Annotated in this window: 13 protein-coding genes; 3 read left to right on the plus strand and 10 right to left on the minus strand. The window is 68.2% G+C overall.

What is annotated here, in order from left to right; genetic code table 11:
* Window positions 1–13: 13 nt before the first annotated feature.
* The 7 genes from O9271_RS15315 to O9271_RS15345 form a co-directional block, all read right to left on the minus strand.
* On the minus strand, window positions 14–1,222 hold the full coding sequence (locus O9271_RS15315) for an HDOD domain-containing protein (protein ID WP_298271529.1): 1,209 nt from the start codon (window positions 1,220–1,222) through the stop codon (window positions 14–16).
* Complete coding sequence (locus O9271_RS15320; RefSeq protein ID WP_298271532.1) at window positions 1,216–2,706, minus strand: CHAD domain-containing protein; 1,491 nt, start codon at window positions 2,704–2,706, stop codon at window positions 1,216–1,218. Before O9271_RS15320 ends, O9271_RS15315 begins: the two co-directional genes overlap by 7 nt.
* Window positions 2,699–2,941 (minus strand): CPXCG motif-containing cysteine-rich protein, encoded by a 243-nt coding sequence (locus O9271_RS18495; RefSeq protein ID WP_343213929.1) that lies wholly within the window; start codon window positions 2,939–2,941, stop codon window positions 2,699–2,701. The genes O9271_RS15320 and O9271_RS18495 overlap by 8 nt, the downstream gene beginning before the upstream one ends.
* A gap of 146 nt (window positions 2,942–3,087) precedes the next feature.
* On the minus strand, window positions 3,088–4,587 hold the full coding sequence (locus O9271_RS15330) for a TolC family protein (RefSeq protein ID WP_298271535.1): 1,500 nt from the start codon (window positions 4,585–4,587) through the stop codon (window positions 3,088–3,090).
* Complete coding sequence (locus O9271_RS15335) at window positions 4,584–5,930, minus strand: biotin/lipoyl-binding protein (RefSeq protein WP_298271536.1); 1,347 nt, start codon at window positions 5,928–5,930, stop codon at window positions 4,584–4,586. The genes O9271_RS15330 and O9271_RS15335 overlap by 4 nt, the downstream gene beginning before the upstream one ends.
* Before the next feature lie 3 nt (window positions 5,931–5,933).
* Entirely contained in the window at window positions 5,934–8,165 is a 2,232-nt protein-coding gene (locus tag O9271_RS15340; RefSeq protein WP_298271538.1) for an ABC transporter ATP-binding protein, read from the minus strand.
* A 114-nt stretch (window positions 8,166–8,279) separates the two neighbouring features.
* Window positions 8,280–8,714, minus strand: a complete 435-nt coding sequence (locus O9271_RS15345; protein WP_298271541.1) for a hypothetical protein — start codon at window positions 8,712–8,714, stop codon at window positions 8,280–8,282.
* 107 nt (window positions 8,715–8,821) lie between these two features.
* Here O9271_RS15345 and O9271_RS15350 point away from each other — a divergent pair, with 107 nt between their 5' ends.
* Window positions 8,822–9,550: a hypothetical protein gene (locus O9271_RS15350; protein ID WP_298271543.1), complete on the plus strand. Its 729-nt coding sequence runs from the start codon at window positions 8,822–8,824 to the stop codon at window positions 9,548–9,550.
* 63 nt (window positions 9,551–9,613) lie between these two features.
* On the opposite strand, the gene arfB is transcribed toward O9271_RS15350, so the two are convergent.
* From arfB to O9271_RS15365, 3 genes are read right to left on the minus strand one after another with little or no spacing between them, the layout of a single operon-like run.
* The gene (gene arfB / locus O9271_RS15355; protein ID WP_298271546.1) at window positions 9,614–10,081 is read right to left on the minus strand and encodes an alternative ribosome rescue aminoacyl-tRNA hydrolase ArfB; all 468 of its coding nucleotides are present in this window, start codon (window positions 10,079–10,081) and stop codon (window positions 9,614–9,616) included.
* Window positions 10,078–10,887, minus strand: coding sequence for a methyltransferase domain-containing protein (locus O9271_RS15360; protein ID WP_298271551.1), 810 nt, complete (start codon window positions 10,885–10,887; stop codon window positions 10,078–10,080). The genes arfB and O9271_RS15360 overlap by 4 nt, the downstream gene beginning before the upstream one ends.
* Window positions 10,884–12,242 (minus strand): hemolysin family protein, encoded by a 1,359-nt coding sequence (locus tag O9271_RS15365; protein WP_298271554.1) that lies wholly within the window; start codon window positions 12,240–12,242, stop codon window positions 10,884–10,886. Before O9271_RS15365 ends, O9271_RS15360 begins: the two co-directional genes overlap by 4 nt.
* A 107-nt stretch (window positions 12,243–12,349) precedes the next feature.
* Here O9271_RS15365 and O9271_RS15370 point away from each other — a divergent pair, with 107 nt between their 5' ends.
* Window positions 12,350–14,086 (plus strand): ATP-binding protein, encoded by a 1,737-nt coding sequence (locus tag O9271_RS15370; RefSeq protein ID WP_298271556.1) that lies wholly within the window; start codon window positions 12,350–12,352, stop codon window positions 14,084–14,086.
* Window positions 14,086–15,465 (plus strand): sigma-54 dependent transcriptional regulator, encoded by a 1,380-nt coding sequence (locus O9271_RS15375; RefSeq protein ID WP_298271558.1) that lies wholly within the window; start codon window positions 14,086–14,088, stop codon window positions 15,463–15,465. The genes O9271_RS15370 and O9271_RS15375 overlap by 1 nt, the downstream gene beginning before the upstream one ends.
* Window positions 15,466–15,468 lie beyond the last annotated feature (3 nt).

Raw genomic sequence — 15,468 nt, forward strand, 5'->3', positions numbered from 1 at the left:
TGCTCCGGTGCCATCAGAAAGAATCAGTGCGGGCGATACCCAGTTCGTCGCGCGAGCTCTTCCAGGTTTCGAGCCACGCGTCGGCCACCACCTGCGGCCGGATACCCAGACGTCGGCAACGCATCACGAGATCATCCCACCAGCCGTATTCCATGGCGTCCACCACGTCGAGCAACTGCCCCAGTGGCTGCTCGCGCGCGTCCAGCACGTCGCGCAACGCTGGCGGGAGCCCCAGCCGCTGCGCGATGAGGGGGGAGGGGGAAGCCAGGGCGAATTCGAGCGTGGACAGCAGCCCGGCCACCACACGCGCCCGGGGGTGCGGGGCCGCGTCGAGCGCCGTCCCCACCCGGTCGCAGAGGCGCGCCCGGCGCAGCGCGGCAAGCGCGAGCTCCGGGTCCTGAGCGGCCTCCCCGATGAGGCGCGCCGTCACGGCGACGAGCCGTTCAATGATGACATCACGGCCGAGCAGCGTAATGGCGTGCGACACACTGCGCGGACCACGCACCCCCAGCGCGGCCGACGATATGGCCTTGAGCAGCGACGCCGCCACATGCGGGTCCTCGCGCACGAAGCTGTCGAACGATCCATCGGGAGGCCGCCCATCGCTGAACGCGGCCAGTATGGCCATCGCGCGCAGGATGCTGTCCTCGGTCGGGCGGTCGGCCGCCACCGCCGCGCCGCGGGTCAGCTGGCGTCCGGTGTACATCAGCACCCCGGCGGAGAGCACGCGATGTCGGGTCGCCCGGTCGTCCACGCCGCGCACGAGCGGACGCAGCCCCGCCTCCAGCAGCGCGCGAACATGGCGTTCCAGCAGCCGCGCCGGCGTGCGGGCCGCATCCAGGACAATGGCGCTGCCGGCGAGCGACGGGGGCAGGGGCTCGCCCTCGGGAAAGCCCTGCAGCGCGAAGTGAAGTCCGGAGCCGATGAGCCGGTCCATGGCGCGTCGCGTCGTGGCATCGTCGAGCGCTTCCGACGCGACCAGCCAGACCGCGTCGAGGGAGGCGAAGCGGGTCATCGTGCCGTCGCGCACCAGTGCCGGCGTGACCGGCACCAGCAGGCTGCGCCCCACCATGCGGCTCAGCTGCGGTATCTGTTCAAGCGTTCGCCGTGCTTCGTCGTCGGGGCTCAACGGCGCGCCGCGCGTCTCAGCGGGATACGCGCTCAGGGCGTAGCCCATCACGCGATCCCGGCGATCGCGCAGCGGCGCGAGGGAGATCAGCATGGGCCGTTGACTGGGCCGGCCGGCCGCGCGAGCGTCGCGTTGAAGTACGCCGGATCGCCCGTCACATCGCGATCCAGATATGGCGCCAGCCACGGCGGCAGCGTGACCGCCTCGTTCACATCACCCAGCTCCACCTCGGCCAGCACGAGGTCGCGATCGAGGAAGACGTCGATCTCCCAGGTGTGTGCGCCGTGGGGCACGACATACCGGTCTTTGAGCACGCGCGCCGAGTGCGTGAGCTCCCACATGGCTCCGAAGAGCTCGGGCTGGGCAATCTCCTCCACCTCCACGCGTGCTTCGGCCGGCCCCAGCTTCACCGTGCGCCAGCAGCTGACGGTGCCGTCGGGGGCGATCCGTCGGCGCAGGCGCTCCCGCAGCGCCTGACCGGGGATCCATCCCTGTTCGATCCGCACCGGCGCCACCGCGCGCGCCGCTGGCGGGCAGGCGCGCAGCAGGTACTTGCGCTCGATCTCCAGGGGCAGCCCGCTGGCCGTCATTGGCGACCCCTCGGCCCGTAAGGCGTTGGCCGCAGCGTCGAGGGTGCGCAGCACATCGTCGAGGCGCTCGCACCAGTCGTGCTGGAAGAGCTGGAAGTGCGCCAGCACGATGTCCTGTAGGGCGCGCTCCAGCACCGGCAATCCGGCCTTGTGGGCGCGCCGCGCGAGGAGGTGGGCGTCCCGCAGGGCGCCCAACAGATCCTGCCCACGGGTGGCCAGGTCGAACCAGCCCCCGATGGCCGGGCGGGTCTTCGCGAACGGCGACAGGAGCGCGCGCTGCCGCTTCAGTCGAATGCGCACCTCGTGCATGGCGTCCTGCGCGTGCACATCGGTGACCCGTTCGATGTCATGCCGCAGCCGGTTCCCGGCGCGGACGATGCGGGTGGCCAGGTGGCGGGCAAACGGCATGGGCGCCGAATCGATGCCGACGCGCCGGAGCAGTTCGTAGCGCCCCAGTCGGGCGAACAGCCGGTCCTCGATCGGGTCGAAGTGCTCCGCAAAGGCGCGCTCCACCGACTCGAACGAGGGCGACGTACGGCGGGCCAGCCATGTGCGCAGTACCGCGGCTTCCGCACGGGCAGCGGCCGGCAGTCGCGACTCCTCCGTCTCGAGCCACGCGCGCTGCACATCGGCATCGCGCACCGCATTGGTGACCTGACCGAGCGCCCGCAGCGATCGGGCGGCCCGTCGATCGATTGCGCCGTCGAGCACGCGGGCGTTCTCGCGCGCTGTTGCCCGCAGGCGCCGGAGCGCCACGCGCGCCTTGTGCAGCAGTTCGGTGGCATCCACGCCGCCCGCCACGCTCGATGACGACGCGGTGCCCGCCAGCTGCTCGCGCTGCATCGCGCGCCAGGTGGCGCGGGTCGCCGCCAGCTGGTGCAGCCAATGCAACGCCACCAGTCGCGCGCCCTCCTGCGCTGGCCGACGCAGGCCGTCGATGAGCAGTTGGCGCACGTCGTCCGCCGACGGCGTGCGCACGTCAGTCATCGTGCTCGTCGTGATCGTCGCTGGCATCCACGAACACCTGCGCGGTACCGTCGTCGTCGTAGCTCACGGACACCACCCACGGACGGCAGCACACCTGGCAGTCCTCGATGTACTGCTGGTTGGCGCCGCCGCCAGGATCGAGCGCGATCTCCACGGACTCACCGCAGTACGGGCAGAACACCACCCCCGACGAGTCCGCCGCGCCGTCGCCGGCGGGAAACTCCTCGTCGAGCATGTCGTCGTCATCCGTGTCCTCGTCCGAGTCATCCTCGGCGTCCTCATCTCCGTATGCCTCGTCGAGGTCGTCCTCCTCCTGCTCCTCGTCAAGCTCGCCGGAGAAGTCGGCATCGTCATCCCAGATCCGTTCGGCCATGCTCCAATCTAGCGCGGATCCGTGATGAGCGTTCGGTCGCCCGTGGCCAGCGCCAACGCCCCGCGCGCGGACGCCACCTTGGCCTCCAGCGCCGCCAGTTTGGTCGCCTCGTCCAGCACCAGCCGTTCCCGCAGGTTGAGAATCAGCAGGGTGCTTTCACCGTTCTCGAAGCGCACCTGCTCCGCATCGCGCAAGAGGCGCGCGTTGCGCACATTGGCGGCCTGACGGTCGAGCAGCCGCTGCAGGTTGGCGAGCTCGAAGATGGCGGCCCGCGCGTCGAACTCCACGTCGCGGCGCAGGCGGTCGCGCTCGAACTCCTGAAACTCGAGCTTGGCGCCGGTGGCGGCAAACTTGCCCGACTCCTTGAGGAAGAGCAGCGGCGTGCTGAACGTGAGCGCGGCCTTGTAGTTGTTGTCCAGCCGCTCGCGATTGAAGAAGGCGGCGTCGCTTCCACGTTCGGTCAGCCCGGCCAGCTTGGCCTCCGCCAGCGGAATGAGCCCCTGGGTGGCGAGCAGTCGCTCCGCCTCCGCCTGCTGCACCTTGGCCTGCACCTTGAGCAGGTCGGGGTTGCGCCGGGTGGCCAGCGCCAGCAGGCCATCGAGGCGCAGCGAGTCGATGCCACCCCGCCCAATGCCGTCAAGCACCGGCTTGGCATTCTCCGGCAACGCCGCGGGGCGACCGGCGTCGTCCCACAGGTACGCCATCAGGTTGAGCGTGGCCACGTAGAACGAGGCCTCGGTTTCGAAGCGCGTGACCTGACGGCGCTGCAGCTCCAAGAGCGCCTCGACCGTATCGATGGGCGCGCTTTCGCCGTTGGCCACCCGCTGGCGCACGGCGCGCAGGCGGAAGTCGGCCAGTGCCTCTCCCTCCTGGGCGATGGCGCGCCGTCGCCACATCTCGTACCAGGTGCCGTAATCCTTGGCCGACGAAAACAGCAGCTTGTTGAGGATGCCGATGCGCTCGGCGTCGCCCGCATCACGCGCGGCCCGTGCCTGCCGCAGCGCCGTGCGCCGCTCGTCGGTGATGATGCGTTGCCCCAGGGGGAGCGAGATGCCGGCCGAGAAGGTGCCGTTCCCTACCGTACGACGATCGGGGTTGAAGTAGCGCCCCATGGTGCGGTCGAACGCCAGCGTCACGTCGGCGCCAATGGGCAGCGGCATCTTGAGTTCGGCATCGAAGTACTTGAAGTACTCCGTGCCGGCGTAGCGCTTCTGATCCCACGAAGCCATGAGCTTGGGGTCGAACGCCCCCCACGCCTGACGCAGCTCGGCCCGGGCCTGCTCCGAGACGAGTCGCGCCTGCTGCGCCACCGGGTGATTGGCCAGCACGAGGTCTACAAAAGCCGGGAAGGTGAACGGCGTGCCGGATGTATCCACCACGATGCCAATGAGCGCGCTGGTGCGGAGGCGTGCGCTGTCGGCGGCGGACATGGCCTGAGCGCCCGCTGTGCGGCCGTGCAGCGCCGTTCCCAGCAGCAGCAGGGCTGCCAGTCGCCACGTCGCCGTCACTTCTTGCCTCCGCCGTCCTTGCCCTTGCCGCCCGCCACTTCATCGCCGGACAGCGCGTCGCCGGGCTTGATCGACAGCGGGAAGCCGTTCAGCTGACGCCACAACTCCCACCCCACGGTCACGTTGTCGAGCATCGCCCAACCTTCGGCACCGGTACCCAGCCGCAACTGGGCGGGCCAGTCTTCATCGTGTGTGGTGTCGGGTACCAGCAGCACGCGGAAGCGACCGTCGGCGCTCGGGAACTGGTCGATGACCGCCACCTGCGCGCCGAAGGTCCCCACCGCCACCTGCGGCCACCCCGAGATCTGCAGCGCGGGCCACCCATCGAAGAACACGCGCACATGGCGCCCCGGCTTGAGCAGCGCCACGTCCATTGGCTTCACGTACAGCTCCACGGCCTTGCGGGGGCGCGCCGGCTGGATGCTCACGATCGGCTCACCCGCCTTCACGATTTCCCCCTGGCCGGCGCGCGTGGCCCGCACCACGTACCCATCCTGCGGGGCCTCGATCATGTAAAACGAGTTGCGCAGGGTGAGCGACCCCACCTTGTCCTTGAGCTTCGCCACATCGGAGCGCCCCTCGCTCACCTCGGCGAGCGTGGCCGCGCGGTCGGAGCGCGACTTCGCGATCTTCTCGCCGTACTCGGCGGGAATGCTCTGCAGGTCCGTCTGCGTGATGGCCAGCATCTGCTGCTTCTCCACCAGCTTCGCCGCCGCCGACTGCACGCGAATCTGGAAGGTCTGCAGGTCGTTCACCGAGACGAGTCCCAGCGAGTCGCGAAACAGGCGCTCACGGCGACGCAGCTGATCGCGCGCCACCGAATCCTCGAGCGTGGCCTGCCGCACCTCGGCCTGGTACTGCAGCACCTTGTTGGCGGTCTGCTGCAGCTTGAAATCACGCTGCTGCTCGAGCTGCACGATCTGCTGCGCCAGTGCGGCGGCCTTGTTGAGCTTCTCGCTGATCGCGCTCTCCTTGGCCGTCTGCTGCTGTTGCGTGAGGGGCAGGACGCTCGGGTTGAGGTACTCTTCCTTGATCTCGGAGATCCGGACGATCGAGTCCCCCTTCTTCACGAATTGGCCTTCGGACACGAACCATGCTTCGATGCGCCCGTCGATGCGCGATTGCAGCTGCTGGGGCCGATCGGCCGGACTGAGCGCCGTGACGTTGCCGTTGCCCTGCACGTTCTGCTGCCAGGGCAGGAACATGATGGCCACGAGCACCAGCAGAATGCCGATCAGCCAGCGGGAGACCACGCGGCCGCTGTCCGCCGCGCCAAGCAGGGTCGTGGTCTCGAGGGGCAGCGCCTTGAGTTCGCGCTCGATGTTGATGTCGGAGGAGGCCATGAATCAGGCTCCGTTCGCGGCAGAGGATTCGTTCACGTACTCATGCAGGAGGCTGCGGCAGAGCGGATCGCTGCGAAGCTGCTGGAACGTGCCCTCACGCAGCACCTTGCCGTCGTGCACCACCAGCACCCGGTCGAAGGCTGACAGCAGCTGGGGATCATGGGACACGGTAATGACCGTCCAGTGCCGCTCCCGATTGGTGAGTAGCCGGATAATGAGCGACCGCGACGACGCGTCGAGGTTCTGGAAGAAGTCGTCGAGCACGACGAGCCGTGGCCGCCCCGCGATGCCCTGCGCCACCAGCAGTTTGTTGGCCAGGTGGGCCGGCAGGTTGCGGGCACCGTTGGTCAGCTCCGTCTGGATCCCCTGCGGCAAATGCTGGATCTCGTCGGTCAGCTGCAGAGCGTCGAGCGCCTCGCGCACGTCGAGCGGCGTGATGTGCGCACGACCCACGCTGATGTTTTCTTCGATGGTGCCATCGAACAGGTCACCCCAGGAGAGCATCTGACCAATGCGCGCGCGCAGCGCCGGCCGGTCGAGATCGCGCAGGGTAATGCCGTCGAAGCGGATGGTGCCGTCGTAATCGTCGATGAGCCCGGCCAGCAGCTTCACCAGCGTGCTGCGGCCCGAGCCATCCACGCCCATGATGGCTACCCGCTCCCCCGGCGCGATACGCACCGACACGCCATCCACCGAAGGCGACTTGGCACCCGGATAGCGGTAGCGCAGGTCGCGCGTCTCGATGGCCACTCCCGTGCCGGGCGCGTGAGTGGGGGCCAGGCCGCCGCGCGCCTCGAGCGGCAGATCGGCCACATGCCCCGACTTGTCCACCGACGTGAGCACGTCGTACACGGTGGACAGGCTCGTCATGAGCTTCTCCACTCCCACCAGCACTGTCACGATCACCACTTCGGCGGCCACGAATTGCCCGAGCAGCAGGCGATTCGTCTGCACCAGCGTGGCCCCGATGATGAGCACGGCCGCCGTGATGAACGTCTTGAAGCCGATCAGTGCGATCGTCTGCTTCACCAGCACCGCGAAGTGCTTCTTGCGGTACTTGATGTACCCCGTGATGACATCGTCCATGCGCTCCACCGGCAACGTGGAGTCGCCGGCATACTTGAAGGCATGGAAGGCGCGTGCGATCTCCTCCAGCCAATGCACCGCCTTGTACTTGTACTTCGACTCCACGATGGAGGTGGCCAACCCCTCCGGTCCGGTCAGGCGGATGATCATGTACAGGATGAAGATCACCACCACCGCGAAGAGCGAGAACCACGGACTGTACACCGTGAGCAGGATGAGCCCGAACAGCACGGTGAGCAGCGCGGTGGGCACATCGATGAGCAGCTTCTGCATGCCCTTCTGGATGGCCACCGCCTCGAACAGGCGGTTCATCTGCTCCGGCAGGTTCTGCTCGAGCGACGAGGCGTACTTCATGCGCGGCACGCGAAAGGCGAATTCCAGCGCCATGCGCGCGAAGATGCGCTGCTGGATGCGCTCGACGACCTTGAGAATGCCGATCTGCAGCACACCGGCCATGATCGTGCCAAGAATGACGAACGAGATGAGCACGACGACGGGCTGCAGGAACAGGCGCCCCTGCACCAGCTGCACGATGCCACCCACCGCCAGCGGCAGGATCAGGCTCAGGCCACCCGCCAGCGTGGCATAGAAGAACACCGTGGTGATTTCGCGCTTCTCACGCGCCAGCAGCGCGAAGGTGCGGTCGATCGGTGAAAGATGTTCGGCCTCGTGTGCGCCGTGCCCCTCGAGCGGGCTGTGCGGTGCGCCGTCTCCCTGAATGGCCACCGGTGACCGGAGCGCCATGGGAGCCAGCGCCGGTACGGCACCCGTGTGCCCCAACCGGCGCACGACCGCGTCGGCCAGCTGGGGCGTATCGGCATCGATGCGCTGCTCGGTGCCATCCGGCTTCACCAGCCAGGCGCGCGCACGCCCCTCCTCGTCACGATCCAGAACGATGGCGTCACTGCCATCGCGACTGAGCAACACCAGCGGCAGTTGCCCCTCCGCAATGGCGGTGCGTATCTCCTCGAGGCTCAGCGTGCGGTCGAGGAACCCGATGTCCACAGCGCCGCCAATGGAGCGGATACGCCCGGGGAGCGGGTCCTGTTGCGAGATCTGGCGCGTCAGCGCACGCCAGCGGGCTTGCTCGACGTCGAGGCCGAGCGACTCGGAGATGCGTTGGTTGACGCGGGTTGCCTGTGCCGACATGCTCGCAATTCAAGGGACTGAGGAAGGGCGGAGCACGAACGCGGAGGCGCGTTGTGCCTGCCTGCCCACCCGCGGGAAAACGTGCGGGCGGGACGGGCGTTGTCCAGCAGTTCGTCAGTTGTGCGTGGGCGGCGCGCGCGGCGGGGCCGCGAATCGCCCCGTGACACGACCCGCAAGGGCGCCGCGCCGCAGCCATGGCGCACGCGCACGATACAACGCCACCGGGGCAGGAATGATCCCCGTCCCCCCCGATACGTTGAGTAGGCCGCCGGCGTCCCGCTGGTGGCGGCGGCTGCTGCTGCGGTGCCACGAGCGCGACTGGCGGTGCACGGCCGGCTCACTCCCCGACAGCTGCGAGGCGCCGGGAAGCGCCGGGCGCAGTGAGGGCGCGTCCACCGCATTCGGCGCGGCGACTGGCGCGACCGCATGACGCGCGACCACGGCCTCCACGATCGGCGCACGCGGCGCGATCGCATGGGCAACGCCGGCCGGTGCTCCGCAGAGGAGCGCCAACCAGAGCCAGAGCGTGGACACGAGGCGGAAAGGCATAGCTCAGAAGAATGTCGATTCCCTCGGTCGGGATTCAAGGGACGCTCTCGGAAACTTTCGGGAGCCCGACCGTGACACCTCTGCGCCCCTTCGGCGTATAGGCAGGTATGCGCCTCCATCACCTCATGCTTGCCGCCGCCGTCCTCGTCAGTGGACGGGCCGCCGCCCAGGATAGTCCGCGCCCCCGCGCCAACGATGAGCGAGTCTCGTCGGGCCTCGGAGCAGTCGGCCTCCATTTTCAAGTCACCGAACCCAAGGGTGAATTCGCCGCCAATACCAACAACGGCTTCGGGCTGGGCGGATACGTCATCCGCGCGCTCGACCCCAACAAGATCCTCAACCTGCGCGCGGACTTCTCCTTCGTCTCCTACGCCAACAGTCGCCGGCGTATTCCGCTGGCAGGAACCGGGGGGCTCGTGCAGCTCGACCTGCGCACGTCCAGCAACATCGTGTCGGTCGTGGCCGGCCCGCAGCTGCTCGGGCCAACGGGCGCCTTTACGCCCTACGCGACGGCGCTCGGTGGCTTCTCGGTCTTCTGGACCGAGAGCAATGTCGAAGGGTCACAGAACGTCAACTCGCCTTTCGCTCGCACCACGAACGCCAGTGATGCCGTCTGGGCCTATGGTGGGGCGGTGGGCAGCTACGTGCGCGTTACCGGCGGCAACTTCCCCGTCCGCCTCGACCTCGGGGCCCGCTTTCTCCGCCATGACGACGCGCGCTACCTGACCTCCGATCGCGTCCGGCAGGCCTTCGAGAACGACGCGACGCCGGTGCCCGTTCGCGGGCGTGCCGACTTCATTACCAACGACCTCGGCGCCAACATCATCGCGTTCTGAGCCACCGGCGCGGCGGCCGCGGCGGCCGCGGCGGCCGGGGTGCCGCGCTCGAACGCCCGGCCGTCAATCGTCCAGCGGCCGACGTCGCTGTCGCTTGGTTTCCGCGCGCTGCCGCTTCGTGCTCAGCCGCTCCTGCACCGAGCCAAAGGTGGGCTTGGTGGCCTTGCGCGCGCGCGGCACCACCAGCGCCCGCGCCACGAGTTGACGCAGTCGATCGAGGGCTGCTCGGCGATTCTGCAGCTGGCTGCGATACTCCCCGGCCACGATGCGCAGCGCCCCGTCGCCATCCAGACGGGACGCCAGCTTCTCCAGCACTCGCTCCCGCTGCTCGGCGCGCAACGCCCGGGTGGAGCGCACGTTCCACTGCAGCACCACGCGAGTGGCACTGCGGTTCACATGCTGTCCCCCCGGGCCACCGCCGGCGATCGCCGACAGCTGCAGCTCGGCCACGGGAATGTGTACCCCCGGCGCCACCGTCACGCCGTCCAGCTCCTCGCCACGCGGCGGTCGTGAACTGTCGGCGTCGCTCATGGCGATCGGCACGGCGAGCGCCGAAGCGACGCCGAAACCGCGGCCGGTGTGGGGCGCTGTGCTGGCGTCGGCGCGACATAGATCGCCACGTACTCTTCCGGACCCGTCTCGCGCCGCGACAGCCGCCGGTACCCCACGCGCGACAGCTCGCAGTCGAGCAGCGACGGTGGCGTGCCGTGTCCATAGGTGGGGCGATCGAGGTCGAGAATCACCAGGCGTCCTCCCGGCTTCATTGACGAGGCAAGATTCCACAGCAGGGCAAACGGCTGGGAAATCTCGTGGTACATGTGAATCATGAGCGCGACATCCACGCTGGCAGCCGGAAGCCGCGGATCGTGCGCCTCTCCCAGCACCACGCGCACGTTGGAGAGCCCGTCGCGCACGACGCGCCGCTGCAGCAGGGCCAGATATTCGGGCATGATATCCTGTCCGAATACCACACCGTCGCTCCCCACCAGGGGGGACAGCCGGGCCACGTAGTAGCCGTCGCCGGCGCCGATGTCCGCCACCGCCTGCCCGCGGGTGATCCGTGCCAGCTTCACCACCGTGTCGAACTCTCCCGCGTTGTCGCGGTCATCCTCGGCGGTCCAGCGCGGCGCTACGATGTCGGCCACCTCTCTCGCCGGAGGCGGGAAGTCCGCCGCCTGGGCACCAGCCTGGGCGGCGGGGGTGACGGTATCCGAACCCACGGCCACGCCTGGCGTGCCGTTCCCCAGCACCACGCGCTCCCCTGCCGGGCGGCACGCCGCCACCAAGGTTGTCCCCAGCCACAGGACGGTCCACAGCTCGTGTCGCCGTGTCATCATGGCACTCCGGCAGCGGGTTCCGCCCGACGGTGAACACGCAGGGCGGCGACTCGGCGGCCATCCATGGCCACCACCTCCAGCTCGCCGCCGGGATACCCCACCCGGTCCCCCACGCGGGGGAGACGCCCCAGGGCGGCGAACGCGTAGCCGCCCAGCGTGCTCCAGTCTCCCTCGGGGATCGGCAGCTTGTGATCCGATCGCACGTCTACCAGCGACATCGAGCCCGCCAGTTCGAGGACCCCGTCGAACATCAGGGCGTCCCGCGACAAGGGATCATACTCGTCGGCGATGTCCCCCACCACCTCCTCCACCAGGTCTTCCATCGTCACGATGCCGGCTGTGCCTCCGTACTCGTCCAGCACCACGGCCAGATGGGCCCGGGTACGTCGCAGGTCGTCGAGCACCCGCTCGGCGGCTCGGGTAGCCGGAACGAACAGCGGCTCGCGCAAATGCTCCCGCAGGGCGAAGGCCTCGGGATGGTCCGCCAGCCAGAAGTCCTTGGCCAGAAACACCCCCACGATATCGTCGGCCGTGTCCCGATAGACCGGATACCGGGAGTACCGCTCCCGGCGCATGATCTCCCGCAGCTCTTCCAGCTCGACGTCCTCGGCAATGGCCACCATTTCCGTCCGTGGTCGCATTACGTCCAGCGCGCGCTTGTTGTGAAAGTCGAAAACGCCCGCCAGCATGGCCGAGTCGCTTTCATCGAGCGTGCCGTGCGCCCGGGCCTGCATGACCAGCAGGCGCAACTCCTCGGGGCTGTGCACATGCCCCCCCTCCGACACCGGCTCGATCCCGCCCAGCGCCAGCAGCCGGTTGGCCGTGCCGTTGAGCATGGCAATGAACGGGGACATGGCCTGCGAAAACAGCATGAGCGGCCGGGCGACCAGGCGGCTTACCCCTTCGGGGCGCGCCAGCGCCACCGACTTCGGGGCCAGTTCGCCCAGCACGATGTGCAGGAAGGTGATGACGAGGAATGCCATGGCGATCCCGGCGCCGGTGTGTTCCGCCCCGGGATCAGGCACGATCCCCACCTGCCGCAGGGCCATGTCCACCAGCACGGCAAAGGCCGGCTCGCCTATCCATCCCAAGGCGAGCGACGCCAGCGTAATCCCCAGCTGGGTGCCGGAGATGTACCGATCCAGCTGGGAAAGGGCGCGCTGGACGACCGCGGCGCTGCGGTCCCCCTCGGCGGCCATCTGGTCGATCTTGCTGCGGCGCACGGCCACCAGGGCAAACTCGGCTGCCACGAAGAAGGCATTGAGCAGCACCAGGACCAGCACAAACAGCAGCCGGATCGAAATGGTCCCGATCGACAGGGCGGGTTCTGGAGACAACGGAGCGTCGGCGAACATGACCCAAAGGAAACGGGCGGGCGGCTGATTCGTCAGGGTAGTGCAATCTGCAAGACTCGGGACCTTCCCCTCCCCTGCAATCTGCACGACCCCGCAACGATTCGCGCGTGCGACATACGCCTGCCCTTCTGCACGACCCTATCCAGGAGCTGCTCGACCCCCGGCGCATGTTGCGCTGGGTCTGGCTCGCGCGCGTGGCGCTGGCGTGTGCGATCCTCGTGGCGGCCGTATTCGTCTGGAGCCAGGCGGCCCCCACCGACACCCTCATTGCCACGCTGGCCTTTGCCGTGGCGACACTCGTCACGGTCGGATCGGCCTTTTACGCGCAGTTGAAGCCGCAGGCCCTCGGACTCGGGTACTACGCCGCGCAGTGCGCGCTCGATCTGCTCCTCGTCACAGCCGTCGTGCACATCACCGGCGGCTGGAGTTCCCAGTTCGCGGCACTCTACATTCTGGTCATCGCGGGCGCGTCCCTGCTGCTGCCGTTCCGTGGCGGCCTTGCCGTGGCCGCGGCGGCCTGCGTGCTGTACGCCATCGATGTCCTCTGGCTACGCCCGGGAACGGGTACCCTTTTTGTCGGCGTTGGGGTGCAGGTCGCGGTCTTTGCGGTCGTCGCGGTGGGGGCCGGATTCGTGGCGGCGCGGCTGCGACTGGCCGGGTCGGGCCGTGAAGCGCTCGCCGCACAGCTGGCGAAGGTGCAGCTCGAAGCCGCGGAGATACTCCGTACCATCCGATCCGGCATCATTACCGTGGACGCCCGCGAGCGGCTGCTCTACGCCAACCCGGCGGCCTCCGAGTTGCTCGGCATCGAGCTGCGGGCATTCACCGGCAAGCCACTGCTTCCGTCGCTGCGGGCGGTGTCGCCGCTGCTGGTGGACCTGCTCGAACGGAGCGCGCGCGACGGTCTGCGCACCACGCGTGCCGAAGGGTTCATTCGCCGCGGCACCGAAGAGGTGTCCATCGGCGTGTCGACGACGGTGGCCGACGGGGTGCGCCCCGATGGCGGCGTCACGGCGACCGCCATCTTCCAGGACATCTCCGACAGCAAGCGCCTGCAGGCGCTGCATATCCGCGCCGAGCGGCTGGAGGCCGTCGCCGAGCTGAGTGCCTCGCTCGCGCACGAGATCCGCAATCCGCTGGCCGCCATCCGCAGCGCCACCGAGCAGCTCTCGCGGCTGCGCCTTCCGGATGGGGCGCCGGAACATGATGACGAGCAGCTTCTCCATGCGCTGATCATGCGCGAGGCCGACCGGCTCAGCCGACTGCTGGCTGACTTTCTCGACTTTGCGCGGGCGCGTGTCACACGCCTCGGTACGCTGGATGTGGGCGCGCTCGTGCACACGGCCGCGATGCTGGCGGCGTCGCACCCCGATCGTCACGTCGGCGTACAGGTGCAGGTGAGTGTCAGCCCCGATCTTCCGCGGCTTCACGGTGACGAGGATCTGCTGCATCGCGCGGTCTTCAATCTCGTGCTCAACGCGATCCAGGCGGTGGGCGAGTCGGGACACGTCTTCGTCGAGGTCGAGCGGCGGGCGTCCGACGACCGGCAGGGGGCGTCGGCGGCCATCACCGGGGAACTCGTCACCATCGCCGTGACCGACGACGGGCCGGGGATCCCCGACGAGCTCAGGGATCGGCTCTTCGAACCGTTCGTGTCCGGCAAGGTAGGTGGGACCGGTCTCGGACTCCCCGTTGTGCACCGGGCAGTCGAGGCACACCGCGGTGTGGTGCTCGTCGATCGCCTACCGCACGGCACGCAATTCTCGATCCTGCTTCCCGTTGCTCCGGCCGCGGTCGGAGCCTCTTTCCCTTCTGGTTCCGGTTTGTCCGGAGTGACCTCGTAATGGCTTTCGCTTCTGCCGCCACCGCCCCGCGCGTCCTCGTTATTGACGACGAAACAGGCATTCTCGACACCCTGCGCATTCTCCTCAAGACCGAGGGCTTCCAGCCCATCACCGCCCATGGCGGCCGCCAGGGAATTGAGAAGTTCGACGAGCTGAAGCCGGACATCGTGCTCACCGATGTGCGCATGCCCGACGTGACCGGCGTACAGGTGTTGAGTCATGCGCGACAGGCGGACGGCGAAGTGCCGGTCATCCTCATGACTGCGCAGGCCACGCTGCAGTCGGCCATGCAGGCGGTAAACGAAGGCGCGTTCTACTACATCCAGAAGCCGTTCCGTAACGACGAACTGGTGGCCATTCTCAATCGTGCCGCCGAGCACCGGCGCCTGCGGGTGGAAAACCACTCGCTGCACCAGGAACTCAAGCGGCGCGACAGGCGCATCGACTCCCGTCCCGTTGGTCGCAGCCGGAGTTGGTTGGACGTGCTGCAACTGGCCGAGACCGTGGCCCCGACGGATTCCACGGTGCTCATCACCGGCGAATCGGGCACCGGCAAGGAAGTCATCGCTCGCTATATCCACGACCTGAGTGCGCGCACCGATCACAGTTTCCTGTCGATCAATTGCGGTGCGCTCCCCGAATCGCTGCTTGAAAGCGAATTGTTCGGGCACGTGAAGGGGTCGTTTACCGGCGCCGTGAAGGACAAGGCTGGCCTCTTTGCGGCCGCCGACCACGGGACCTTTTTCCTTGACGAAATCGGCGAAACCACGCCATCCACCCAGGTGAAGCTGCTGCGCGTGCTGCAGCAGCGGGAAGTCATTCCCGTGGGCGCCACCGAGGCAATGCCGGTGAACACCCGCGTGCTCGCGGCCACGAACCGTGATCTCGAAGAGGAGATCAAGCGTGGGGCCTTCCGCGCTGATCTGTTCTATCGCCTGAACGTCATTGCCGTGCACCTGCCGCCACTGCGCCAACGCACCGACGACATTCCACTCCTCGCCGAGAGCTTCCTCGCCCGCTCGGCGCAGCTGCGACAGGAACCGGTCAAGGAGCTGGCCGACGACACGCTCGACGCACTCATGGCGTATGCGTGGCCGGGCAACGTGCGCGAACTCGAAAACGCCCTCGAGCGGGCCGTCATTCTCTCGCCGGGCGACCGCATTCGTTCCGACGCGCTCCCCGAGCGGGTCACCGCGCGCCGCGCCGAACCGTTCGTTTCGGAGCGCACCCCCGTGTCCCCCACGCTCGAATCCGTCGAGCGCGCGTACATCCAGTGGGTCCTCCAAAACGAAGGCGGCAACAAGAGTCGCGCCGCCGACATGCTCGGCATCGATCCCTCGACGCTGTACCGGAAACTGGCGCGGTACGGGGATGCGTAGCGC

The organism is Gemmatimonas sp., assembly GCF_027531815.1.
Taxonomy (GTDB): domain Bacteria; phylum Gemmatimonadota; class Gemmatimonadetes; order Gemmatimonadales; family Gemmatimonadaceae; genus Gemmatimonas.